Source organism: Massilia sp. IC2-477 (assembly GCF_020707265.1).
GTDB lineage: Bacteria > Pseudomonadota > Gammaproteobacteria > Burkholderiales > Burkholderiaceae_D > Telluria.
Genome location: NZ_JAJFEQ010000002.1, coordinates 97,078 through 122,378, shown reverse-complemented (window position 1 = coordinate 122,378; position 25,301 = coordinate 97,078). Strand labels below are relative to the sequence as shown.

The following is a 25,301-nucleotide window of genomic DNA, read 5'->3' as shown; positions in this document are numbered from 1 at the left end:
CGTATAACTTTCCATAACCAAAACGAGGGCAATATGCACCGTCCACACATCTTCCTGGTTGCCGCCGCCAGCGCCGTCTCGAGCCTGGCCGCAGTTGCTGCACCCACTGCTCCGGCCTCCATGCTCGAAGCCTCTAACCCCTTCGCCAAGCCGAGCATCCTGCCGTTCCAATACCCGGCCTGGGACAAGATCAGGAACGAACACTTCGCGCCGGCCTTTGCCGAAGCGATGCGCCAGGAAGCGGCGGAGATCGAGAAGATCGCCAACAGCAAGGCCACCCCGACGTTCGAGAACACCATCGTGGCGATGGAGCGTTCGGGCCAGCTGATGAACCGTGTCGGCGCCGCTTTCGGCACCCTGAGCGGCTCCTACACCAACGACACCCTGATCGCCCTCGCCAAGGAAAACGCACCGAAGCTGTCGGCCCACAACGATGCGATCCGCTTGAACCCGAAGCTGTACGCGCGCATCAAGTCGCTGTACGACCGCCGCACCAAGCTGGGCCTGGACGCGGAATCGCAGTACCTGATCGAGCGCTACCACACCGATTTCGTGCGCGCCGGCGCCAAGCTGTCGGATGCCGACAAGCAGAAGCTGAAGGAAATGAACGGACAGCTGGCCGCGCTGTCGACCCAATTCGCGCAGAACGTCCTGAAGGAAGCCAACGCCTCGGCCCTGGTGGTCGACACCCGCGCCGAACTGGCCGGCATGTCGGACAAGCAGATCGACGCCGCCGCCGCGGAAGGCAAGAAGCGCGGCATGGACGGCAAGTTCGTGATCCCGGTGGTGAACACCACCCAGCAGGCCGGCCTGTCGGTCCTGACCAACCGCGCCACCCGCGAAAAGCTGCTGGCCGCGTCGCTGGCGCGCGGTTCGCGCGGCGGTGAATTCGATAACCGCGACGTGGTGCTGAAGATCGCCAAGCTGCGCGCCGAACGCGCCGCGCTGCTGGGCTACCCGAACCACGCCGCCTACAACCTGGAAGACCAGACCGCCAAGACCACAGGCGCCGTCAACCAGCTGCTGGCGGAATTCGCCAAGCCGGCCGTGAACAATGCGAAGAAGGAAGCCGCGGAGATCCAGAAGGTGATCGACGCCGAAGGCGGCGGCTTCAAGGCCGGCCCGCAGGACTGGGGCTATTACAGCGACAAGGTGCGCGCCGCCAAGTACGCTTTCGATGCCAACCAGCTCAAGCCTTACTTCGAACTGAACCGCGTGCTGCAGGACGGCGTGTTCTTCGCGGCGAACAAGGAATTCGGCATCAGCTTCAAGGAGCGCAAGGACCTGCCGGTCTACGACCCGGATGTGCGCGTGTTCGACGTGTTCGACCACGACGGCAAGCAGCTCGCGATCTTCACCTTCGACCCGTATGCGCGTTCGACCAAGCGCGGCGGCGCCTGGGCCAATGCCTGGGTCCCGCAATCCAAGCTGCTGGGCACCAAGCCGGTGATCGCCAACAACCTGAACATCGCCAAGCCGGCCGCCGGCGAGCCGACGCTCCTGACCTACGACGAAGTGCGCACCACCTTCCACGAGTTCGGCCATGCGCTGCACGGCATGTTCTCGGACGTGAAATACCCGCGCTTCTCGGGCTCGCGCGTGCCGCGCGACTACGTCGAGTTCCCGTCGCAGGTGAACGAGATGTGGATGGCCTGGCCGGAAGTGCTGGCCAACTACGCCAAGCATTACCAGACCGGCGCCCCGATGCCGAAGGAACTGCTGGACAAGGTGCAGGCTTCGCAGCAGTTCAACGAAGGCTTCCGCACCACCGAGTACCTGGCGGCTTCGCTGCTGGACCAGGCCTGGCACCAGCTGTCGCCGAACCAGATCCCGACCGACGTACTGTCCTTCGAGGCTGATGCCTTGAAAAAGGCCGGCGTCGACTTCAACCTGGTGCCGCCGCGCTACCGCACCACCTACTTCTCGCACACCTTCTCGGGCGGCTACTCGGCCGGCTACTACGGTTACCTGTGGGCGGAGAAGCTGGACGCCGATACGGTGAATTGGTTCAAGGAGAACGGTGGCCTGACCCGCAAGAACGGCGACCACTTCCGCAAGACCCTGCTGTCGCGCGGCGGTACGCTGGATGCGATGCAGATGTACCGCAACTTCAGCGGCCGCGATGCGCAGGTGCGTCCGCTGCTGGAACGCCGCGGCCTGACTGGCGAGTGATCACGCGAAGCCGGCCGTGCCATGCGGCCGGCCGGCTTCACGTAAAATCGGGGAACGATGCCTTTGGCATGGTTCCCTTTTTTTATGCATGGCACAGCAAGCGATGAGTGTTCAGTCTCTCCACGGTATTACCTTAGAATCCCTGTTAACCCGTCTCGTCGATCACTACGGCTGGGATGGACTCGGCCGCCGGATCGACATCAACTGCTTCCAGAAAGACCCCAGCATCAAGTCGAGCCTGAAGTTTTTGCGCCGTACCCCGTGGGCGCGCGATCAGGTCGAGAAGCTGTATCTCGAGACCCGCTTCACCAACTAGCGAGAACGACTATGCAGAACGAGAATGATACAAACCTGAAAGCGCACCTGAAAGCCCTGCACCGCCAGTTGCAGGAAACCAGGGACGTTGACCCGGAACTGGAGACCCTGTTGCGCCAGCTCGACGGCGACATCGACCGCGCCCTGGCGCTTCGCGAAGAAAACCAGCGCGACGAGAACACCTACGGCCTGTCCTCGCGCACCCAGGAGCTGGCGGCCCGCTTCAACGTGAACCACCCGACCGTCTCGGCCGGCCTGCGTCAGCTTGGCAACATGCTCTCCAATATGGGAATCTAGAGCGCTGCTCATCAGCAAGTCATTGATAACTAAGCCATTTTTGGGAGGGGAGGGAGACCCGAAAATGGTTTTCCGGTACAATACCGGCCAATGAACTCCCCCCAGAACCTTTTCGCGAGCGTCCCGAAGCGCTCCAGCCGCGCTGCCGCCGCGCCTTTCCTCCCGATGACCCGCGCCGAAATGGACAAGCTCGGGTGGGATTCGTGCGACATCATCCTGGTCACTGGCGACGCCTACATCGACCACCCGAGCTTCGGGATGGCCCTGGTCGGCCGTCTGCTGGAAGCGCAGGGTTATCGCGTCGGCATCATCAGCCAGCCGGACTGGACCTCGGTCGAGCCCTTCCGCGCGCTCGGCAAGCCGAATTTGTACTGGGGCATTACCGCCGGCAACATGGACTCGATGGTCAACCGCTACACGGCCGACCGCAAGATCCGTTCCGACGACGCCTACACCCCCAACGCCGAGCCGAACAAGCGCCCGGACCGTGCCGTCACGGTCTACTGCCAGCGCGCCCGCGAAGCCTTCCCGGGCGTGCCGGTGATCGCCGGCAGCATCGAGGCTTCGCTGCGCCGCATCGCCCACTACGACTACTGGTCGGACAAGGTGCGCCGCTCGGTGCTGTTCGAGTCGAAGGCCGACCTGGTCATCTTCGGCAACGCCGAACGGGCGCTGGTGGACGTCACCCGCCGCATCGCCGCCGGCGAGAACATCAAGACCATCCGCGACCTGCGCGGCACCGCCTTCCTGGTGCCGCACGGCTGGCTGCCGGACGCAGAGTGGAGCGTGCACAACTCGACCCGCGTCGACGTGCCGGGCCGCGTCGATCCGCATCCGAACCCCTACGCGATGGCGCAGGAAGACACCACCGCCTGCGCCACGGAGAACGCCAAGCCGGAACCCGAGGTCAAGCCGATCGTCATCATGACGCGCGAAGAGCGCCAGGCCGCGGCGCGTGAAAAGGCGCGCAAGACCGTGGTGCGCCTGCCGAGTTTTGAAACCGTGAGCGAAGACCCGGTGATGTACGCGCACGCCTCGCGCGTGTTCCACCTCGAGTCGAACCCGGGCAACGCACGCGCGCTGGTGCAGCAGCACGGCGACCGCGACGTCTGGCTGAATGCCCCGCCGCTGCCGCTGGCCATGGACGAGATGGACAACGTCTACGACCTGCCGTACGCGCGCGCGCCGCACCCGAGCTACGGCAAGGCCCACATCCCGGCCTGGGAAATGATCCGTTATTCGGTCAACATCATGCGCGGCTGCTTCGGCGGCTGCACCTTCTGCTCGATCACCGAGCACGAAGGCCGCATCATCCAGAGCCGCTCGGAGCCCTCGATCCTGCGCGAGATTGAACTGATCCGCGACACGACCAAGAATTTTGCAGGGACCATCACCGACCTGGGTGGTCCGACGGCCAACATGTACCGGCTGGCCTGCAAGGACAAGAAGATCGAGGAATCCTGCCGCCGCCTGTCTTGCGTGTACCCAACCATCTGCAGCAACCTGGGCACCGACCACAGCAAGCTGATTTCGCTGTACCGCAAGGCGCGCGCCATCCCCGGCATCAAGAAGATCCTGATCGGTTCCGGCCTGCGCTACGACCTGGCCGTGCGCTCGCCCGAGTACGTGAAGGAACTGGTGACCCACCACGTGGGCGGCCTTCTGAAGATCGCGCCGGAGCACACCGAGCAGGGGACGCTCTCGAAGATGATGAAGCCGGGTATCGGCGCCTACGACGAGTTCAAGCGCCTGTTCGACAAGTACTCGATCGAGGCCGGCAAGAAGCAGTACCTGATCCCGTACTTCATCGCGGCCCACCCGGGTTCGACCGACGAGGACATGCTGAACCTGGCGCTGTGGCTGAAGAAGAACAACTTCAAGCTCGACCAGGTCCAGACCTTCACGCCGACCCCGATGGCGATGGCGACCACCATGTACCACTCGGGCAAGAACCCGCTGGCGAAGGTGACCGAGGATTCGGAAGTCGTCGAGACCGCCAAGAGCGGCAAGACGCGCAAGCTGCACAAGGCCTTCCTGCGCTATTACGATCCGGAGAACTGGCCGGTCATCCGCGAGGGCCTGCGCCGCATGGGCCGGGGTGACCTGATCGGCAACGGCGAGCGCCACTTGGTGCCGGCATCCGACGAGGGTGCTTCGATGGTACGGGAAGACCGGCGCGTGCCGGGCGGTGTGCCGAAGGGCCGCACGATCGAGGTGGCGCCGAAGCGTGCCGCGCGCGGCAACGACCGGGCTCCCGCCAAGACGCCGTTCGTGGCGCCGCCTTCCAAGGTGAAGCCGTCGATCCTGTCGACCATCAAAACCAAGCCCAAGGCGGGCAGCACCAAGCGTTAAACGAACCGGCGCGCATGCGCCGGTTTTTTCGTCAGAGCCCTGCGTTGGGCGTCGGCGCCCCGCGCCGTTCGCGTGCGATATCGAGGTCCACACTGGCCTGGCGCGTGCGCAGCGCCCGCGCATAGCGGTGGCGCGCACGCAGGCGCGGGTTGGTCACCAGCCGCCCCAGGGTCTCGCCCACCACCATCACCACGCCCAGCAGCGGCAACACCAGCATCAGCCCCACCACCCCGGCCAACGCGCCGCCCACGAAGATCATCAGGACCGTCACCAGGGGATGCACGCGGATGCTGCGGCCCAGCGTCAGCGGCATGAACACGAAGTCGTCCAGCAGGCGCACCAGCACGAACACACCGATCGCACCATAGGCGATGAAGGGGTTGTTGGGGGCGTCGGTGGAGGCCACGATCACCACCAGCACACAGCCAACCACCGAGCCCACGAAAGGCACCCAAGCCAGCACCGCCGACATCAGCCCGAGCAGCAGCGGCGAGGACACGCCGATCGTCCACAGGCCCAGCGCCAGCACCGCGGTGTCGAGCACGGTGAGTTTCAGCAGGCCTTCGAAGTAGCGGCGCGCGGTCTGGTCCACTTCGTGCAGCAGGTAGAGCGCCCGTTCGAAATAGGCGTTGGGCACGGCGCGCGCCAGGAACTTCTTGAAGCGCAGGCCGTCGCGCAGGAAGAAGAAGGTAAGGAAGGGCGCCAGCAGCAGCGAAGGTACCCAGGTCGCCAGCGCCACCAGGATCTCGCCCAGGTGCTTTTCGGCGAAGTTGTCGGTGAGATTGCGGAACACCGTGTTCACGGTCGAGGTCAGGTGCATCTCGGCCAGCAGCGGGAACTTCTTTTCCAGCAGGGCCGTCGTGTTGTGCACGAAGGCGATCCCGCCGTCGAGGTACAGGCCGATCGTCTGTTCCCACGACTCTTCCTCCGGCCCGCGGCTCCAGGAGAAGGCCGCGGTCAGGGCCAGCGTGAGGAAGGCAAAGAACAGCAGGCAGACCAGCATCGCGGCGCTGTTCCTGCCATAGCCGGCGCGTACCAGGCGCTGCATCGGCCCGACCAGGATGTAGTGCAGCACGCCGCCGAAGATGAAGGGCAGGGCCAGCCACAGCATCTGCTGCACGACCAGCAGCAGCAGGCAGGTAGCGGCGATGATGCCGGTCCAGACGACCGGCCCGGCGCGCTCGCTGCGGTTCATAGGGCTTCCAGCTGGGGACGGCCGGTGCCCATCCATTCGCGCAGGCGCAGGCCGATGTGGCGCGCCAGCGCCAGCGAAATCTTGTAGCCGATCACGGCATCGGTTTCCAGCAGGCCGAGGAAGTCGGCGCGGAAGAACACCGCCATCTCGCAGGGCTCGACGGCGCGCGCCTGGGCATTGCGCGGCGAGTTGTCGAGCAGGGCCAGGTCGCCGAAGAAGCTGCCGGGTTCGAGCTCGGCCACGACCTGGTTGCTGCCCTGGTGCAGCTTGTTGATCACCACCCGGCCGCTCATGATCAGGTACAGCGCCTGGCCTTCCTCGCCCTCGTCGAACACGATCTCATCGGTCAGGTAGCGGCGCTCGTGCAGCAGGCCGTCGACGATTTTCAGTTCCAGGGGTGTCAGCGCCGAAAACAGCGAGGTGTTCTTCAGCCGGTGCAGGCGCGGCGACATCTTGGGCGGCTTGAGGAAACCGAAAATCACGATTGCTCCAGAATGGTGCGTTGGTATGTTGTCGGATGATTATCCGCTATCAGGTGCTGCTGTGCATCAAAAACTGTGTCAGAGAAGTGTCTCGACGAGAAGTGTTGCGCTTTGCGCATGTTGCCGACTTGTCTGTTCAATTGTGCGGACTTCCTTCTAAAAAAACGTGTACTATAATTCTCTACGGCAATATATATTAATAATATAACATGGTTGTGCTTCTTTTATGTGGCTGCATCCATAGGGACAGGTAGTGATCGATATCCATTCTTTTCTGCTGGCGCTTGGCATCGGCAATATTGCGTTTGCCGTGCTGATGGCGGGTTATACGCACGGCGCCGCGCCCAGCCCGGGGCTGCGCCTGTGGATGTGGGCGCGCTTCGGCATCGGCATGTGCCAGCTGCTGGGCTGGTGCCGTCCCTTCCTCGATGTGCCGGTGCTGAACGGCATCGAGGGCGCGGGCTGGGTGCTCGCCGTCTCGCTGGAGGTCGCGGCCTACTGCATTTTCTTCGGCTTCGAGCGCTGGCGCCGCGTGCTGCTGCCGATGGCGGCGCTGGCGCTGGCCATCGTGCTGGCTGCCGGCAGCGCCGGCGCGCCGGTGCCTTACCTGACGGCGCTGGTGGCGGCCATGGTCGCCCTGTTCGCGGCGGCGATGGCCTGGATCCTGCTGCGCCCGCGCCGTCGCGCCTCGCTGCTGCAGCGGATCATCGGCCTGAACGACGCCCTGTTCGCGGTCTCGGTAGCGCTGTGGGCGGCGAGCTGCCTGAGCAGCGATGTCCCGCTCGGCCAGCGCACCGCCCAGGAGACGGCCTACCTGGCCGGCTACCTGCTCATGATCGTCAACGGCTTCGGCTTCCTCTTGCTGTGCAAGGAGAAGGACGACGCCGAGATGGCGCGCCTGGCCACCACCGACAGCCTGACCGGTCTGCCGAACCGCCACGCGTTCCTCGAACGCGCCGAGCATGCGCGCCAGGCCGCGCTGCGCCAGCGCCAGCCGCTGGCGCTGGCCATGATGGACATCGACCATTTCAAGCAGATCAACGACCGCTTCGGGCATGCCACCGGCGACGAAGCGCTGGCCGTGTTCGCGCACACCCTGCGCGCGACCCTGCGTGCGCATGAGACCGTGGGACGGCTGGGCGGGGAAGAGTTTGCGATGGTGCTGCCGGGGACGGACTTGTCCGGGGCCCAGCAGGCGGCGGAGCGGCTGCGGCTGGCGGTGCGCGAAGCGACGGTGATCACCAGCGGTGCGGCGTACACGATGACGGTCAGTGTCGGGGTGGTGGTGCTGGATCCGAACGAGACGCTGGGGATGGCGTTGGCGCGGGCGGATCACGCGCTGTATGCGGCGAAGAGTGGGGGGAGGGATCGGGTGGAGGTGGGGCACCCACAACAACGCCGTGCGTAGGGTGGTCGGCTTGTGTTTGAACAGACGGGCAAACCTGCAAAGACTGAAGTGCAAATAAAAATGGTCCGCTTGTGCGGACCATTTTTATTTGAGGTGTTCAAAGCGGTCGGGGCTCGCCGACGTTCCGCCGGCCGCGGATTGCCTTGCAAGGCAATCCCTTCGAGCCCGTGGCCCGTGTCTGTCCGCAGGGACAGACACTCTGACCGCTGAACGAAAAAAGGGTCCGACGAATCGGACCCTTCCTCTTATATTGGCGGAGCGGACGGGGCTCGAACCCGCGACCCCCGGCGTGACAGGCCGGTATTCTAACCAACTGAACTACCGCTCCGTTTACTCTGATCATTACTTCGATCAACCATCCGATGTGCTTTGGTGGGCGCTGAGAGGCTCGAACTCCCGACCTAATCCTTGTAAGGGATCCGCTCTACCAACTGAGCTAAGCGCCCGATACTTTCATCAGAGGTTTCTGTCTGACGCTTGTCATTGCGTCCGAAGAGGCCCGAATTATAGAGGCTGGAATTCGAGGTGTGCAAGGGTTTTTGAAAAAAATTTGAAAAGGCCTGTTTTCAAGTGCTGCCCACCCCCTGCTGCTGCACCTGTTAAAGGCGATGATGGCTGCGAAGTGGAAATCCTGTAAAGGTGTTGTAAAAAGACTCAACTGTTCCGTTTCTGCTTGCAAGTGCATGTATTCATCACTGACAATACGCGCTTTGCTAAACCGGCAAGCTTAAGACATCGCCAAGATGCACTGCCGGCAGGCGGAACATACCGCCGCGCTGCCCGGCCGCCATCGCCGCAGCGGAGATAAGAGAGAACGGGGACATCGGTTCTTTTATCAATCATTAGGAAAGACTTCCATGATCAAGATGTCCAAGCTGCACCAGGCCGTGCTCGGCACCCTGGCGCTGGCAGCAGTCATGCCTGCCCAGGCGCAAACCGTCGCCAACGATGCACCGGAACTGCAGAGCGTCACCGTGACCGCGCAGCGCCGCACCGAAAACATCCGCGAAGTACCGGTGTCCGTCACCGCGCTCAAGGGCGACAAGCTGGACGTCCTGATCTCCGGCGGCGAAGACATTCGCCTGCTGGCCGGCAAGGTGCCGAGCCTGAACGTCGAATCCTCCAATGGCCGTACTTTCCCGCGCTTCTACATCCGCGGCTACGGCAATACCGATTTCAATACCTTCGCCTCGCAGCCGGTCTCGCTGGTGTACGACGAGGTGGTGCAGGAAAACCCGATCCTGAAAGGCTTCCCGATCTTCGACCTGGCCAGCGTCGAAGTGCTGCGCGGCCCGCAGGGCACCCTGTTCGGCCGCAACACCCCGGCCGGCGTGGTCAAGTTCGAATCCGAGCGTCCGAAGCTGGGCAAGACCGAAGGCTATGTCAACGCCTCGATCGCGACCCACGAGACCGCCAACCTGGAAGGCGCGGTCAACGTGCCGCTGTCGGACAAGTGGGCAATGCGCGTGTCGGCCGTCGGCCAGCACCGCGACGACTACGTCGAGAACTTCGCCGACGTGGCGATGACGCAGAAGCGCAATGAACTCGACGGCTACAACGAGCACGCCGAGCGCATCCAGTTCCTGTACCAGCCGGACAGCAACTTCAATGCACTGCTGAACCTGCACCAGCGCAATACCAACGGCAGCGCCCGTCTGTTCCGCGCCAACCTGATCCAGAAGGGCACGAACAAGATCGTCCCGGGCTACGACCTCGACCGGATCGTCACCAACGCCGAGAACTTCCAGAGCCTGAAGACCAACGGCGCCAACCTGCGCCTGTCCTGGGACTTCGGCAATTTCCGCCTGTTCTCGATCACCGGCTACGAACACGTCAGCGACTACTACAGCCGCGGCGACATCGACGGCGGCACCCCGGCCGGCCCGGGCTTCATTCCCTTCCAGGTCCAGACCGGCGGCTACATCACCGACCTCGACCAGTACACCCAGGAATTCCGCGTCGAATCGAAGAGCGCCGGTCCGCTGAACTGGCAGGCCGGCCTGTACTTCTTCGACGAAGACGCCACCGGCGGCAGCGACAACTTCAACGATGCCGGCGCGCGCACTTCGCGCCTGGTCAGCAATCAGAAGAACGAAGCCTGGGCGGCATTCGCCTCGGTCAACTACACCATCACCCCGGACTGGACCGTCCGCGGCGGCCTGCGCTACACCAAGGACGAGAAGGAATTCCGCACCCTGGTGAACGAGAACGTGGCCCAGATCGGCCCGCGCTCGGTGGAAACCAGCCAGGACAAGGTCAACTGGGACCTGTCGGCCAGCTACAAGCTGAGCCCGAATGTCAACGTGTACGGCCGCGTCGCCACCGGCTTCCGCGCCCCGAGCATTGCCGCCGCCTCGGCCGCGGTGCCGATCACGGTCGCCGGTTCGGAAACCATCACCTCGTATGAGCTGGGCCTGAAGGCCGACCTGTTCGAGCGCCGCGCGCGCACCTCGTTCTCGGTCTACGACTACACCGTCAAGGACCAGCAGCTGACCGTGGTGGGCGGCAATTCGAACGTCAACCGCCTGATCAACGCCGACCGCACCAAGGGCAAGGGCGCCGAATTCGACTTCGAAGCGGCCCTCAGCACCGCCCTGCGCGTGAGCGCCGGCGCGAGCTACAACTACACCCAGATCCGCGACGCCAGCCTGTCGGTGAACAAGTGCGCCCAGTGCACCGTGACCGATCCGCTGAACGCCGCCGGCCGTGTCGTCATCAACGGCAACGCGCTGCCGCAGGCGCCGCGCTGGACCGTCAACGCCACCGCCCGCTACGGCATTCCGGTCGCGGATGGCGAGCTGTACTTCTTCACCGACTGGGCCTACCGCAGCAAGATCAACTTCTTCCTGTACGAGGCGACCGAGTTCACCGGCGCCCCGCTGACGGAAGGCGGCGTGCGTCTGGGCTACATCTTCGGTAACGGCAAGTACGAAGTGGCCGCCTTCGGCCGCAACGTGCTCGACCAGCGCCGCATCACTGGCGCCATCGACTTCAACAACCTGACCGGCTTTACCAACGAGCCGCGCCAGTGGGGTGTGCAGTTCAAGGGCAACTTCTGAGCTGCCGCAACACGATGACGAAGGCCGCGCTTGCGCGGCCTTTTTTTATGCCTCATGGCGCGATTTCAAGCGAGCTCTACATTAACCATCGGGAAAGCAGTTTGAGGTATGTCAACACAATTGTGGCATACGTTATTTGCCAAAATTAACGTTTCGCCGAAGAAAACATGTTTTTGACCTATTGGTTATCTTGAGTGTTGTTAATACGCTGAAATTGTCTCCAATTGTCACGCACACGCTCTTCCTTTCATATTACGCTGCTTTTCGCCGCATCCAGACGGCACCGGCAATGACCGGAAATCAACGACACAGGTGAGGAACATTTCACTTGACGGAAAACATCACACTAAGGAAGAAACATGAAGCAAACGCATTCGATTCATCCTGCAATGTTGAAGATGTGCGCTGCAATCTCGCTCGCATTCGTGGCCGTTACGGCCGGTGCGGCCGAGCAGAAATTTGTCATCGATACTGACCGTATCATCGTGAAGTACAAGGATTCGGCGCCGGCCGCCAAGGGCCTGGCCCGTGCTGCCGTCGTGACCGCCGACCGCAAGGCCAAGCTGGACCGCGCCGGCCAGGAATTCGGCATGCTGGTCAGCCAGAGCCACACCATCTCGACCGGCGCCCACGTGTTCAAGCTGAACGGCCGCAAGCACCTCGACGAGGTCAAGAAGCTGGCCGCCGAAATGATGGCGCGCGACCCGAGCATCGAGTACGCCGAGCCGGACCGCATCATGACCCACATGGCGACCGCGAACGACCCGTACTACGCCCAGCAGTGGCACTACACCGATACCACTGGCGGCCTGCGCCTGCCGACCGCCTGGGACAAGTCGACCGGGACCGGCGTGGTCGTGGCCGTGATCGATACCGGCTACCGCCCGCACGCCGACCTGAGCGGCCAGATCCTGCAGGGCTATGACTTCATCAGCACCGCCGCCATCGGCAACGACGGCAACGGCCGCGACAGCGACGCAAGCGACCCGGGCGACTGGGTGGCCGCCAATGAATGCGGCGCAGGTTCGCCGGCATCGGGCTCGAGCTGGCACGGCACCCACGTGGCCGGCACCGTTGCCGCCCGCACCAACAACAGCCTGGGCGTGGCCGGCGTCGCCTACAACGCCAAGATCGTGCCGGTGCGCGTGCTCGGCAAGTGCGGCGGCTATACCTCGGACATCGCCGACGCCATCACCTGGTCGTCGGGCGGCACCGTGAGCGGCGCGCCGGCCAATGCCAACAAGGCCAAGGTGCTGAACCTGTCGCTGGGCGGTACCGGCGCCTGCGACGCCACCACCCAGAACGCGATCAATGGCGCCCGTTCGCGCGGTTCCGTGGTCGTGGTCGCCGCCGGCAACGACAACATGAACGTCAGCAACGCCAGCCCGGCGAACTGCTCCGGCGTCATCGCCGTTGCCGCGACCGGCAAGACCGGCGGCCGTGCCTCCTACTCGAACTACGGCACCCTGGTCGACGTCGCAGCCCCGGGCGGCGACGGCAGCTACAGCGTGATCTCGACCCTGAACTCGGGCAGCTCGACGCCGGGCTCGGACAACTACGCCGGCTACCAGGGCACCTCGATGGCCACCCCGCACGTGGCCGGCGTCGCGGCCCTGATGTTCGCGGCCAAGTCGACCCTGACCCCGGACCAGGTGGAAAGCATGCTGAAGTCCACCGCGCGCGCCTTCCCGGCGACCTGCTCGGGCTGCGGCACCGGCATCGTGGACGCGACCGCCGCGGTGAACGCCGCGATCGGCGGCACCACTACGCCGCCGACCACGACCATCAACGAAACCGAGTCGAACAACTCGCTGGCCGCCGCCAACCTGGTCTCGACCAGCGGCACCACCGTGAACGGCACCATGTCGAGCTCGACCGATACGGATTACTTCCGTGTCGATCTGCCGGCCGGCAGGACCCTGAGCGCGACGATGACGCCGAACTCGAGCTCGGACTACGACCTGTACGTCTACAACAGCTCGGGCACGCTGCTCAGCCGTAGCGAAAACGGTACCGGTTCGGTCGACAGCGTGAGCTCGGCCAACACCGGCACCACGACCGCCAGCCGTTACGTGCGCGTCGTGTACTACAGCGGCAGCACCGGTAGCGCAGGCAGCTACAACGTGAAGCTGAGCTGGTAAGGCTCAGGACGAAGCGGCGCGCCTCCCCTGCGTCGCCTTCATCCGGGAACGCGCGGCATGTCCGCGCGTTCTTTTTTGACGTCTCGCAAGAAAAAACGGATACTGTATGGAATGACAGTAGTCGGCTCCGCCGTTACGTGAACGCCCCCCTTCGTAAAATCATCCACTGCGATTGCGACTGCTTCTATGCGTCGGTCGAAATGCGCGACGATCCCTCGCTGCGCGGGCGTCCGCTCGCGGTCGGCGGCCGTCCCGACCAGCGCGGCGTAATTGCCACCTGCAACTACGAGGCGCGCCGCTACGGCATCCATTCGGCCATGGCCACCGCCCAGGCCATGAAGCTGTGCCCGCAGCTGCTGGTGATCCCGCCGGCGATGGAGAAATACCGCATCGCTTCACGCCAGATCATGGACATCTACCAGGATTACACCGAGCTGGTAGAGCCGCTCTCGCTCGACGAAGCCTATCTCGACGTCACCGATTCGCCGCACTGCAAAGGCAGCGCCACCCTGATCGCCCAGGAGATCCGGCAGCGCATCTTCGACACCGTCGGCATCACCGCCTCGGCCGGCGTGGCGCCCAACAAGTTCGTGGCCAAGATCGCCAGCGACTGGAACAAGCCGGACGGCCTGTTCCTGGTGCGCCCGGAGGAGGTGGACGCCTTCGTTGCCGCGCTGCCGGTGAAGAAGCTGTATGGCGTGGGCAAGGTGACGGCCGAGAAGATGCACCGGCTCGGCCTGCAGACCTGTGGCGACATGCGCAACTGGAGCATCGAGCGGCTGACGGAACACTTCGGCAGCTTCGGCTACCGCCTGTACAAGCTGTGCCGCGGCATCGACGAACGCGAAGTGAATACCTCGCGCGAGCGCAAGTCGATCAGCACGGAAGAAACCTATACGCCGGACGTGCCGGACCTGGACGCCTGCCTGCGGCTGCTGCCCGACCTGGTTGAGCACCTGCTCGGCCGCATCAAGCGCAACGGCGCCGAAAAGTTCATCCACAAGCTCTTCGTGAAGATCAAGTTCTCGAACTTCCAGCAGACGACAGTCGAGTGTGTTGGCTATGCGCCACATATTCCGACCTATGCGCGCCTGATGGAGACCGGCTGGGCGCGCCACAGCCGCCCGGTGCGCCTGCTGGGCGTGGGCGTGCGCCTGGGCGATACCGAGACCGTGGAACAGCTGCGCCTGTTCGACGACACGATGCCGCCGGCGATCGTCGAGGTCGTTGGCGACTCGACAACAAGTTAACTTTTTCCCCCATCTGCCGGTCGAAATTTCCATGCGGCAGCGTAGAATGTCGTTCCCCAGAATTTTGAAAACAATCGGATAACAAGCGTATGTGGTTCAAGAATCTCCAGATTTATCGCCTGCCCGCTCCCTGGGCATTCAACCCGGAACAAATGGAAGAAGCACTGCAGTCGCAGGCCTTCACGCCCGCCAGCAGCAATGAACTGCTGCGCCAGGGCTGGGATTCGCCACGCGGCAACGGCAAGCTGGTACACGTCGTCAACAAGCAGATGCTGATGATGCTGGGCAACGAGAAGAAGTTGCTGCCGAGCTCGGTCATCAACCAGGTCGCCAAGGCCAAGGCCGCCGAGCTGGAAGAACAGCAGGGCTTCCCGCCGGGCAAGAAGGCGATGAAAGACCTGAAGGAACGCGTGGCCGACGAACTGCTGCCGCGCGCCTTCTCGATCCGCAGCAACGTCTGGGTCTGGATCGACCCGGTCAACGGCTGGCTGGTGGTCGATGCCGCCAGCCCGGCCAAGGCGGACGACGTCATCAAGATGCTGCTCAAGGCCGTGGACCGCATGCCGCTGGAATCGCTGCGCGTGCAAAAATCGCCGGTGGCCGTGATGACCGGCTGGCTGGAAGCCGATGAGGCGCCGTATGGCTTCACCATCGACCAGGACACCGAACTGCGCGCCACCGGCGAAAGCCGCGCCGCCGTGCGCTACGTGAAGCACACCCTGGAACCGGACGACATCCGCCGCCACATCGCGGCCGGCAAGCAGTGCACCCGCCTGGCCATGACCTGGAACGAGCGCATCAGCTTCGTGCTGACCGAGTCGCTGGCGATCAAGAGCATCAAGCCGCTGGACGTGATCAAGGAAGGCGAAGCAGTCACCTACAGCGACGACGAGCGTTTCGACAACGACATCACGCTGATGACGGGCGAGCTGGCCAAGCTGCTGGCGGACGTCGTCGAGGCGCTGGGCGGCGAAGCGAAGGCTTAAGCGCCAACTATCACCGCGTGGGCGAGAGAGTCGCCCACCCTACGAACATCATTGCCCGTAGGGTGGGCGGATTCTCCGCCCACGCGGTCAACTCACTTCGCCCCCGCCATCTCCTCGCTGGTCGACGGCTCATCCCCCTGTTCCGGCTTGCCGCTCGAGTAAGTCGGCCCCTGCCGGTTCTGATGCGGCGCCGGCTTGCCCGGTAGCGGATCCAGGGCCTTTGCCTTTTCCAGGTCGATGCCGGCTACTTCCGCCACACGGCGGCCGTAGTCCTCGTCGCAGTGCCACAGGTGCCACACCATGCGCAGCTGGATCGGTTCCGGGCATTTCTTCAGGTCGCCGCCTACGTTGTTCACCAGGTCGTCGCGCTCCCAGTCCTCGAAGGTCCGGTAGCGGGTGCCGGCCTGGGCGTAGTCGTCCATCGTGCGGGTGGTCTGGTAGCGGCCCAGGTGGCCCTCGACCCACTGGTTGTATTCCTTTTCCGGCTTCGGCGCTTCGCTGTAGCCGCCCATCAGGCTCGGCTCGTAGTTGATGTGCTTGTCCTCGCCGCGGCCGTCTACGTAGAAGGTCATCTGGCCGTCACGCTGGTTGGTGCGCGCCGTGGCGCCCTGCTGCGGCTGGTTGATCGGCAGCTGCAGGTAGTTCGGGCCTACGCGGTAGCGCTGGGTGTCGGAATAGGAGAGGGTGCGGCCCTGCAGCATCTTGTCGTCCGAGAAGTCGATGCCGTCCACCAGCACCCCGGTGCCGAAGGCGGACTGCTCGGTTTCTGCAAACACGTTGTCCGGGTTCTTGTTGAGCACGATGCGGCCCACCGGCAGCAGCGGGAACTGGTCTTCCGGCCAGCGCTTGGTGTCGTCCAGCGGGTCGAAGTCGAGTTCCGGATGCTCGCCGTCGCTCATGATCTGCACGCAGAATTCCCATTCCGGGAACTCGCCGCGTTCGATCGCCTCATACAGGTCGCGCGTGGCGTGGCTGGTGTCCTGGGCCTGGATCTCGGCAGCCTGCTGGCTGGTGAGGTTGCGCACGCCCTGTTTCGGCTCGAAGTGGAATTTCACCAGATGGGCCACGCCCTGGTCGTTGACCAGTTTATAGGTGTTCACACCCGAGCCTTCCATCTCGCGGTAGGTGGCCGGGATGCCCCACGGGCTCTTGACCCAGGTGACCATGTGCAGGGCTTCCGGATGGCTGCAGATGAAGTCGTAGAAGCGCCAGGGTTCCTGCTGGTTCGTCACCGGGTCCGGCTTGAAGGCGTGGATCATGTCCGGGAACTTGATCGCGTCGCGGATGAAGAAGACTTTCAGATTGTTGCCCACCAGGTCCCAGTTGCCGTCGACGGTCTTGAACTTGATCGCGAAGCCGCGCGGGTCACGCGCGGTCTCGGGCGACTCCTTGGCGCCGATCACGGTCGAGAAGCGCACGAAGATCGGGGTCTGTACTCCCACCTCGTTGAGCACGCGGGCGCGGGTGTATTTGCTGGCCGGTTCGCCGCCGATGGTGCCGTAGGGCTCGAAGTAGCCATGGGCGCCGGTGCCGCGCGCGTGCACCACCCGTTCCGGGATGCGCTCGCGGTCGAAGTGGGTGATCTTTTCGATGAACTGGTAATTCTCGAGCGTGGCCGGACCACGCTCGCCCACCGAGCGCAGCGACTGGTTGTCGCGGACCGGGTGGCCCTGGCGCGTGGTCAGGAAGGGACGCTGCTCGTTCATTGCTCTCTCCTCATACGGATTCGATTGAGAGGGCAGTATAGGGAGGCGAGCACACGGGCAGCGCGCGCCTGCCCGCGAGAAATTACAGCTGCTGGAACACGCCGGCGCTGCGGTTCTTGGTGACGTTATCCCACGGGAACACCTGCCCATTCATGGCGACGTAGACGCCCGCCGGCAGCGTTTGCGCGACGCCGCAGGCAAAGCCCAGGTTGAACAGCGCGTCCGAGTTGGCGATCTCGTAGGGGATCATGGCGCCGGTCAGCACGATGGTCTGGCCGAGCTCTGCTGCCCCCAGCACGGCCGCGGTTTCGCGCATGGTGTCGGTGCCGTGGATGATGACGATGGCCTTCTCTTTTGCTGCCTGGCAGGAAGCGAGTACGCGCTGGCGGTCCGGGTCCTGCATGTCGAGCGAGTCGAGCAGCGGCAGCACTTCGAGCTCGACGGGAATCGTCATGCGCGAGCGCGCGATCACGGCCGGCAGGTGGCTTTCCGCAAAGCCGAGTACGCCATTGAGTTCATTGTAGTGTTTGTCGAAAGTGCCGCCGGTAGCGATGATTCGCAAAGTCATGTTGGTTTGTCCACGTGCAGAAAAAAGGTGGGTAATGATAGCCGCAAACGGTAGTGTATCTGTATGTGACTGCGCTAGAATCGTTCGGATCGGATGAGTAGACTACTCCCTTTCTCTTCTTCACTTGTTCCCATGAAAGCCGTCGCACCAGGCACCGTCATCTTCCACCGCCATCGAGGCTATGGCGTGATCACCCACGTCAACCTGCTGACCGGGTGGATCTCGGCGCGCTTCGGCAACGAGCAGCGCACCCTCGACCTCAACCTGTCGAGCGACGAGGTGCAGCACGCCGATGGCGAGCCGATCCTGTTCCGCCGCACGCCACCGGACCGCATGCCGCACGCGCGCCTGATGGCCGTGGTGCGCGAGCTGCACAAGGCGGGCTACCAGAAGCTCTACCTGTATTCCTGGCCCAAACCCTCCGGCCTGCACTGGCGCTGGCACCTGTTCACTGGTCCGCGCACCTGGATGCAGCGCACCTGGCGCGAAGGCTGGTATGGCTCGGGCGCGGACTACAACAACAATCCCGTGATGGGCTGGGGCGATACGCCGGGCGCGAGCACGGACGAGCTGATCCACGCGCTGGCGAAGTTCGACCCGCAGGGCCTGGCGCAGGCGCTGGGCCGCGACGAAGACCACACGGCCTGGTTTGCCCAGGTCTGCGATCTGCTGTTGCCGGGCTATATGTACAGCCTCAACATGGAGCGTCCGACGGGCGGCGGCCTGGTCGAGGCGCCGCCGGTGCCGGTAGTGCCGGTGCGGGCAGGATTGCAGCCGTATTCCGGGCCGGCGATCGGCTGGCCGCCGGGCTGGGCGGGGCTGTGGACCGGCACCCATGTGATGCCGGTGCGTAAGCCCAGCTTCAGCGGCCTGCCCGAGCTGAAGCAGGAAAGCTAGCGCTTTCCGAGCGCTTCCGGGTTCAGGATGTTGTCCGGCGTTCCCGCCGCGAAGCGCACCACGTTCTCGAACGCCGTCTGGAAATAAATCTCGTAGCTGTCCTGCTCCACATAGCCCAGGTGCGGCGTCGCCAGCACCGTCGGGATGCGCAGCAGCGGTGAATCGGGCCGGAGCGGTTCATTGGTGAACACATCCAGCGCCGCATAACCCGGCCGTCCCGCGCGCAGGGCCTGCTCCAGCGCGCCTTCGTCCACCAGTTCGGCCCGGCTTGTATTCACGAACAGCGCATCCGGCTTCATGCGCGCAAAATCGTCCGCCTTCACGATGCCGCGCGTCTCTTCCGCCAGGCGCAGGTGCAGCGTGAGCACGTCCGCCTGCGCGAACAGCGCTTCGCGCGAGGCCGCCGCCTCGAAGCCATCGGCGATTGCAGCCTGGCGGCTGCCTTCGCTGCCCCATACCAGCATACGCATGCCGAAGGCCCGCGCATAGCCGGCCACCAGGCGCCCGATCTTGCCGTAGCCCCAGATCGCCAGCGTGCGTCCGCGCAGCGAACGGCCGAGGCCGTTGAGCACTGGATTAGACGAAGCGGTCTGCCACAAGCCATCCTTCAGGTTGTTCGCATACGGCACGATCTTGCGGCTGGCGGCCATGATCAGGGCCCAGGTCAGTTCCGAGGGCGCCACCGGCGAACCGATACCTTCGGCGATGGCGATGCCGTGTTCGGTGGCCGCCTCGACATCGATGTGGCCGCTGACCTTGCCGGTCTGCGAAATCAGCTTCAGGTTGGGCAGGCGCGCGAGCAGGGCGGCGGGGAAGGCGGTGCGTTCGCGGATCAGCACCAGCGCGTCGAACGGCGCCAGCCGCGCAGCCAGCTGGCCCATCCCACGTGCGGAATGGGTAAACACCTTGACTTCGTGACCGTCGAGCAAACGGAAGCAGGAAAGGCCGCGTACGGCGTCCTGGTAATCGTCCAAAACAGCTATTCGCATAAGAGTTTCTACCAATAAACGTTGATCGCGTAGCGAAATAACAGGTTCCAAAAAGACGCCGAATAGCCTACTACATTACTCGGGCATTTTCTGCTACTTTTTTGTAGTAGCTGAGCACGAATCGCGGTTTTCCGGGTGTACAATCGGCCAATTATTAAGGGTTTGACACGCTTCTATCGGACCCAGCAGCACCGTTCCAGGTCTCTCTTAAGAGACTGTCGACATGATCGCCGTAAACGCCGCGTCCCGCTGGGGCGACACGCCATTCTAAGGCACGGCCAGACGGATGGATCCTGCCGTGCCGGGACAGACAGTATTCTTAATTGGCATTGGAGGTATCTATGAACCAGCCCGTGATGGGCGGCGTCGCCGCACTGAACGTTCCAGCTCACGTCAAACACCAGAAGCTCATCAATTGGGTCGCGGAGATCGCCGCCCTGACGAAGCCTGACAGCATCTATTGGTGCGACGGTTCCGAAGAAGAGTACGACCGCCTGTGCGCGCAGATGGTCGAAGCCGGTACGATGAAGAAGCTGAACCCGGCAAAACGTCCGAATTCCTATCTGGCCTGGTCCGATCCGTCGGACGTCGCCCGTGTCGAAGACCGCACCTATATCTGCTCGGAAACCAAGGAGCAGGCCGGCCCCACCAACAACTGGATGGACCCGGCCGAAATGCGCCGCACCCTGAACGGCCTGTTCGACGGCTGCATGGCCGGCCGCGTCCTGTACGTGGTGCCGTTCTCGATGGGTCCGCTGGGCTCGCCGATTGCCCACATCGGCGTCGAGCTGTCCGACTCGCCCTACGTCGCCGTCAACATGCGCATCATGACGCGCATGGGCAAGGCCGTGTTCGACGTGCTCGGTACCGACGGCGACTTCGTGCCCTGCGTGCACACCGTCGGCATGCCGCTGTCCTCGGGCCAGAAGGACGTGCCGTGGCCGTGCAACCCCACCAAGTACATCGTCCACTACCCGGAAACCCGCGAGATCTGGTCCTTCGGTTCGGGCTACGGCGGCAACGCGCTGCTGGGCAAGAAGTGCTTCGCGCTGCGCATCGCTTCCAACATGGGCTACCAGGAAGCGCAGCAGGGCGGCACCGGCTGGCTGGCCGAACACATGCTGATCCTGGGCGTCGAATCGCCCAAGGGTGACAAGAAATACGTGGCCGCCGCCTTCCCGTCGGCCTGCGGCAAGACCAACTTCGCGATGCTGATCCCGCCGAAGGCCTTCGACGGCTGGAAAGTGACCACCATCGGCGACGACATCGCCTGGATCAAGCCGGGCGCCGACGGCAAGCTGTACGCCATCAACCCGGAAGCCGGCTACTTCGGCGTGGCCCCGGGCACCAACGACAAGACCAACCCGAACTGCATGGCTTCGCTGCGCGAGAACGTCATCTTCACCAACGTGGCGCTGACCGACGATGGCGACGTGTGGTGGGAAGGCATGACCAAGCAGGCGCCTGATCACCTGATCGACTGGCAGGGCAAGGACTGGACCCCGGCGTCCGGCACCAAGGCCGCCCACCCGAACGCGCGCTTCACCGTCGCCGCGACCCAGAACCCGGTGATCGACGCCGCCTGGGACGATCCCGCCGGCGTGCCGATCTCGGCCTTCATCTTCGGCGGCCGCCGTTCGACCACCGTGCCGCTGGTCACCGAAGCCAACAACTGGGTGGAAGGCGTGTACATGGCCGCCACCATGGGCTCGGAAACCACCGCCGCCGCCGCCGGCCAGATGGGCATCGTGCGCCGCGACCCGTTCGCGATGCTGCCCTTCATCGGCTACAACATGAGCGACTACTTCCAGCACTGGCTGAACCTGGGCAAGAAAGTGGAAGCCCAGGGCACCGCGCCGAAAATCTTCTGCGTCAACTGGTTCCGTACCGGCGAAGACGGCGGCTTCGTGTGGCCGGGCTACGGCGACAACATGCGCGTGCTGAAGTGGGTGCTGGACCGCGCCGACGGCAGCGCGCCGGCAGGCCAGCAGCACATGTTCGGCACCTCGCCGAACTACGGCGACTTGAACTGGGAAGGCGTGGAGTTCACCGAGCAGCAGTTCACCCAGATCACCTCGATCGACAAGGATGCCTGGAACGAGGAACTGAAGCTGCACAGCGAACTGTTCGACAAGCTGGCCTACCGCCTGCCGCAAGAGCTGGTGGACACCAAGCAGAAGCTCGAGCAGCGCCTGGGCGCGTAAGGAAAATGATGGCGGCGCAGGCCGCCTCACAAAAGGAGGGACAGGTCATCGGCTTGTCCCTTTTTTGATTATTCGAACCATGCGGTGGAGCCGCCCACCCTACGGTCGGCTAGTAGCCGATGCCGCGCGCCATGGCCGCTGCAAAGATCGGGATTAGCGCGAACACGTGGATCTCGAGCAGCAGGATGCGGCGCAGCCCGTTGATGTCTTCCAGTGACGGCACGAAGGCGGCATCGGCCTTGAGCAGCTTCTGCCAGGCCGCGATGCGCAGGGTCGGGCGGATCGACAGGATGCCCACCACGCCGAAGGCGGCGATCTTGGCCCAGAACATCGGATTGTCCATATAATAATCCGCCCCCTTGGCGCCGTGCCAGACGCGGCCGAAGCCGACGACCAGGATGGCAATCGCCAGCAGGCCATAGGCGGCATCGAAGCGGCCCAGCAGCCGCACCGTGTGCGGCGACATCGCCGCGGGACGCATCAGCGCCAGTTCGGCGGCCAGCACGGCCGCGATGCCGAACACGATCAGGTGGTGGACGCTCGCGACAAAGAAATCGATCATGGCTGCGCAATGGACGAGTTGCGGGTCTCCAATGTGTCGCGTCCGCGCCGCGCTGTCAAGACAACGCTCACTGCCAGTTCATCAGGCAGGGCGGCACCAGGAGCAGCAGGGACAGCACCAGGTAGATCAGCTGCAGCGGGATCATCCACTTGGCCCAGGTCAGCCAGGGAATGCGCGCCAGCGCCAGAACGCCTACGGTGATGCCGGAGGTCGGGATCATCGGCGTCGACAGCTCGCCCAGCTGGAAGGCGAGGATGGCGGTCTGGCGCGACACGCCCACCAGGTCGGCCAACGGCGCCATGATCGGCATCGTCAGCGCGGCCTGGCCGCTGCCCGAGTGGATGAAGAAGTTGATCACCGACTGGATCAGGTACATCTTCTGGGCCGCGAACACCGGATGGCTGGACTGCACCAGCGGCATGAGTTCGTGCAGCATGGTGTCGATGATGTGGGCGTCGCGTGCGATCACCATGGTGGCGCGCGCGATCGCGATCACCAGCGCCGTCGGCGCCAGGTCTTTGACGCCTTGCATGAAGGAAGCCACCCAGTCGTCGGCGCCCAGGCGCCCGACCAAGCCGACCACGATCGCCATCGCCAGGAACAGGGCCGCGATCTCGTCGATGAACCAGCCGTACTGCACCACGCCCACCACCATCGCGCCCAGCGTCAGCGCGAAGATCGCCAGCACTGCCCCGTGGCGGCCCGTCATGCGCTCGTGCTCGTGGGCGGACAGGTCCGGCAGTTCCTGGCGCCTGGTCTGGTCCAGCACATAGGTCGGGCTGAGCGCCGGATTGCGCTTGACCCGCGCCGCGTACCACATCAGGAACAGCACCGTCACCAGGGTGGCCGAGGCCCACACCACCAGGCGGTAACCCATCCCCGAGAACACCGGCACGCCCGCGATGCCCTGGGCGATGCCGACGTTGAAGGGGTTCAGGAAGGCCGCGCCGAAGCCGACCTGCGAGCCCAGGAAAGGGATCGAGACGCCGGTCACGGTGTCGTAGCCCAGCGCCAGCGCCAGCGGCACGAAGATCAGGATGAAGGGAATCACCTCCTCGTTCATGCCGAAGGTGGCGCCGCCCAGCGAGAACAGGGTGACGAACACGGGGATCAGGAGCGTGCGCACCAGCTGCGAGCGCGTATGGGCGCGCGCGATCGAGCGGATCGCGGTATCGATCGCCTCGGTCCGCTGCAGCACCGCGAAAGCGCCGCCGACGAACAGCACGAAGCCGATGATCTGGGCCGATTCCACGAAGCCGCGAATCGGCGCTTTCAGCAGCGCCACCAAGCCCTGTGGATTGCTGTCGACGTAGTGGAAGGACGCCGGGTCGACCAGCTGGCGGCCGTCGACCAGGTGGGTATCGTACTTCCCGCCGGGGACGAACCAGGTCGCCAGCGCGATCAGCGCCAGGATGGCGAACAGCAGTACAAAGGTGTTGGGCATTCGAAGGCGCATGCTCATTGATTCCTCATTGACTCAGGAGAGAACCGGAACGGAAGGGCGTGGCGCCCGCGATTTTGCAGACCTGCATGCCGCGCAACAGGTGGCGGTGGGCGGTACTCGCGAACAGCAGCCCGTCCTGGCCGGCGCGCAGGGTAGCAGTGGCGCCGCTGACCGGATTGACGATGTCGGCCACCGCCTCGCCCGCTGCTACCCGGTCCCCGAGCGCTTTCAGGAACACGAGCACGCCCGATTGCGGCGCGTGCAGCGGCTCGACGCCGGCCAGCGGGGTGGGATCGCACTGCGGCGCCGGCAGTTCGCACAAGGGAATGTCGAGCAGGCTTTCGCGCGCCAGGAACTGCAGCAGCGCCTGGGCGTCCTGTTCGGTCAGGTCGTAGCGCACGTCCATTTCGCCGCGCAGTTCGACTGTGACCGCGGCGCAGGCGGGCGGGATCGGGGTATCGGGACCGAAGTGCTCGGCCAGCTCCCACCACAGGCGGCTGCAGGCTTCATCAAAGGGCGCGCCGCCCGAATCGTTCGACAGCAGCAGGGCGCGCGCGCCCAGAAGGGCGGACAGCTGCGCGGCCTGGTCCGCCAACGGCGTGCCGGCATACACGTGCAGCAGACCCTGGTTGTCGCAGTGCAGGTCGAGCACGATGTCGGCGTCGATCGCCATTGACAGGAGGGTTTTCTTGAGCGCCTCGGTGTGGTCTTGCGGCTCCCAGCGCGCCACCGCGGCGCATGCGCCGGCGCGGACCAGGGCGACGTTGGCGGGGGCATCCGCACCCAGGCGCCCGGCCAGCTTCTCCTTCAGTTCTTCCGCGACGTGGCGAAAGGCGCGGTTGAAGTTGACGCCGGTGCCGAGGTCGTAGCGGCCGAAGGGCGTGCCCTGCACCAGCTGCGACAGGCCGACCGGATTGGCGGCCGGTACCAGCACGATCTCGCCCTGCACGCGTCCTTCGGCCTCGAGCCGGTCAAGCTGGCGGCGCACGAACTGCGCGACCAGCATCGCCGGCACTTCGTCCGCATGCAGGGAAGCCTGGATATACGCCTTCCTGCCGCTGCCGGGCCTGCCGTAATGGCAGGACGTGAGCTGGTAACTGGCCAGGCCGGGCTCGCTGGCGATCGGATGAGTCTGTATATGCATGCGCAAGTCTCCATCCGCCGGCATGCGGGCTGCATGAGGGGCCGGCGGGTATGTCGGTTTTTTTACACAGCGTGAATCGGTGAAAGAATATTTTCAGATTCCTGTTGAGTTTGCCATAGAACCTGCATTA

General features: G+C 64.2%; 19 protein-coding genes and 2 tRNA genes. 11 read left to right on the top strand and 10 right to left on the bottom strand.

Annotated elements, in window-relative coordinates:
• Positions 1-33: 33 nt before the first annotated feature.
• The 4 genes from LK542_RS03910 (at position 34) to LK542_RS03895 (ending at position 5,136) form a co-directional block, all read left to right on the top strand.
• Positions 34-2,172 carry a M3 family metallopeptidase gene (locus LK542_RS03910; protein WP_227810896.1) on the top strand — a complete coding sequence of 713 codons (2,139 nt, stop codon included), beginning with the start codon at positions 34-36 and terminating at the stop codon, positions 2,170-2,172.
• An 88-nt stretch (positions 2,173-2,260) separates the two neighbouring features.
• A complete protein-coding gene (locus LK542_RS03905; protein WP_227810895.1) occupies positions 2,261-2,488 on the top strand; it encodes a VF530 family DNA-binding protein in 228 nt (75 codons plus the stop codon).
• 11 nt (positions 2,489-2,499) lie between these two features.
• Positions 2,500-2,784, top strand: coding sequence for a DUF4404 family protein (locus tag LK542_RS03900; RefSeq protein ID WP_227801256.1), 285 nt, complete (start codon positions 2,500-2,502; stop codon positions 2,782-2,784).
• Between the two features lie 165 nt (positions 2,785-2,949).
• Positions 2,950-5,136 (top strand): YgiQ family radical SAM protein, encoded by a 2,187-nt coding sequence (locus tag LK542_RS03895; RefSeq protein ID WP_374040122.1) that lies wholly within the window; start codon positions 2,950-2,952, stop codon positions 5,134-5,136.
• Between the two features lie 31 nt (positions 5,137-5,167).
• Here the strand turns inward: LK542_RS03895 and LK542_RS03890 are convergent, their stop codons facing one another.
• Together LK542_RS03890 and LK542_RS03885 are read right to left on the bottom strand one after the other, a co-directional pair.
• Positions 5,168-6,331: an AI-2E family transporter gene (locus tag LK542_RS03890; protein WP_227801254.1), complete on the bottom strand. Its 1,164-nt coding sequence runs from the start codon at positions 6,329-6,331 to the stop codon at positions 5,168-5,170.
• Positions 6,328-6,813, bottom strand: a complete 486-nt coding sequence (locus LK542_RS03885) for a cyclic nucleotide-binding domain-containing protein (RefSeq protein WP_227801253.1) — start codon at positions 6,811-6,813, stop codon at positions 6,328-6,330. Before LK542_RS03885 ends, LK542_RS03890 begins: the two co-directional genes overlap by 4 nt.
• A gap of 253 nt (positions 6,814-7,066) precedes the next feature.
• Between LK542_RS03885 and LK542_RS03880 the strand changes: the two genes are divergently transcribed.
• Complete coding sequence (locus LK542_RS03880; protein WP_227810893.1) at positions 7,067-8,221, top strand: diguanylate cyclase; 1,155 nt, start codon at positions 7,067-7,069, stop codon at positions 8,219-8,221.
• 251 nt (positions 8,222-8,472) lie between these two features.
• On the opposite strand, the gene LK542_RS03875 is transcribed toward LK542_RS03880, so the two are convergent.
• Positions 8,473-8,549, bottom strand: a tRNA-Asp gene (locus LK542_RS03875).
• Positions 8,550-8,591: 42 nt separating this feature from the next.
• Positions 8,592-8,667 (bottom strand) — tRNA-Val (locus tag LK542_RS03870).
• Between the two features lie 411 nt (positions 8,668-9,078).
• Between LK542_RS03870 and LK542_RS03865 the strand changes: the two genes are divergently transcribed.
• From LK542_RS03865 to LK542_RS03850, 4 genes are all read left to right on the top strand, one after another.
• Positions 9,079-11,280, top strand: coding sequence for a TonB-dependent receptor (locus LK542_RS03865; RefSeq protein WP_227810892.1), 2,202 nt, complete (start codon positions 9,079-9,081; stop codon positions 11,278-11,280).
• A 359-nt stretch (positions 11,281-11,639) separates the two neighbouring features.
• A complete protein-coding gene (locus LK542_RS03860; protein WP_227810891.1) occupies positions 11,640-13,421 on the top strand; it encodes a S8 family peptidase in 1,782 nt (593 codons plus the stop codon).
• Between the two features lie 158 nt (positions 13,422-13,579).
• On the top strand, positions 13,580-14,671 hold the full coding sequence (gene dinB, locus LK542_RS03855) for a DNA polymerase IV (protein WP_374040121.1): 1,092 nt from the start codon (positions 13,580-13,582) through the stop codon (positions 14,669-14,671).
• 89 nt (positions 14,672-14,760) lie between these two features.
• A complete protein-coding gene (locus tag LK542_RS03850; RefSeq protein ID WP_227801248.1) occupies positions 14,761-15,657 on the top strand; it encodes a recombination-associated protein RdgC in 897 nt (298 codons plus the stop codon).
• 92 nt (positions 15,658-15,749) lie between these two features.
• Here LK542_RS03850 and LK542_RS03845 read toward each other — a convergent pair whose 3' ends face one another.
• Together LK542_RS03845 and LK542_RS03840 are read right to left on the bottom strand one after the other, a co-directional pair.
• Positions 15,750-17,363: a catalase gene (locus LK542_RS03845; protein ID WP_227810889.1), complete on the bottom strand. Its 1,614-nt coding sequence runs from the start codon at positions 17,361-17,363 to the stop codon at positions 15,750-15,752.
• 82 nt (positions 17,364-17,445) lie between these two features.
• A complete protein-coding gene (locus LK542_RS03840) occupies positions 17,446-17,931 on the bottom strand; it encodes an asparaginase domain-containing protein (protein WP_227801246.1) in 486 nt (161 codons plus the stop codon).
• Positions 17,932-18,063: 132 nt separating this feature from the next.
• Between LK542_RS03840 and LK542_RS03835 the strand changes: the two genes are divergently transcribed.
• Positions 18,064-18,828 (top strand): L-asparaginase, encoded by a 765-nt coding sequence (locus LK542_RS03835; protein ID WP_227810888.1) that lies wholly within the window; start codon positions 18,064-18,066, stop codon positions 18,826-18,828.
• Here LK542_RS03835 and LK542_RS03830 read toward each other — a convergent pair.
• Entirely contained in the window at positions 18,825-19,817 is a 993-nt protein-coding gene (locus LK542_RS03830) for a D-2-hydroxyacid dehydrogenase family protein (protein ID WP_227810887.1), read from the bottom strand. The two genes, LK542_RS03835 and LK542_RS03830, sit on opposite strands and share 4 nt — an antisense overlap.
• Positions 19,818-20,158: 341 nt before the next feature.
• Here LK542_RS03830 and LK542_RS03825 point away from each other — a divergent pair, with 341 nt between their 5' ends.
• The gene (locus LK542_RS03825) at positions 20,159-22,021 is read left to right on the top strand and encodes a phosphoenolpyruvate carboxykinase (GTP) (protein WP_227810886.1); all 1,863 of its coding nucleotides are present in this window, start codon (positions 20,159-20,161) and stop codon (positions 22,019-22,021) included.
• 109 nt (positions 22,022-22,130) lie between these two features.
• Here LK542_RS03825 and LK542_RS03820 read toward each other — a convergent pair whose 3' ends face one another.
• The 3 genes from LK542_RS03820 to LK542_RS03810 all read right to left on the bottom strand — a co-directional run bounded on the left by LK542_RS03820 (position 22,131) and on the right by LK542_RS03810 (position 25,171).
• Positions 22,131-22,583 carry a DUF2214 family protein gene (locus LK542_RS03820; protein WP_227810885.1) on the bottom strand — a complete coding sequence of 151 codons (453 nt, stop codon included), beginning with the start codon at positions 22,581-22,583 and terminating at the stop codon, positions 22,131-22,133.
• A 67-nt stretch (positions 22,584-22,650) separates the two neighbouring features.
• Positions 22,651-24,027, bottom strand: coding sequence for a YfcC family protein (locus LK542_RS03815; RefSeq protein ID WP_227810884.1), 1,377 nt, complete (start codon positions 24,025-24,027; stop codon positions 22,651-22,653).
• Between the two features lie 25 nt (positions 24,028-24,052).
• Positions 24,053-25,171 (bottom strand): succinylglutamate desuccinylase/aspartoacylase family protein, encoded by a 1,119-nt coding sequence (locus LK542_RS03810; RefSeq protein ID WP_227810883.1) that lies wholly within the window; start codon positions 25,169-25,171, stop codon positions 24,053-24,055.
• Positions 25,172-25,301 lie beyond the last annotated feature (130 nt).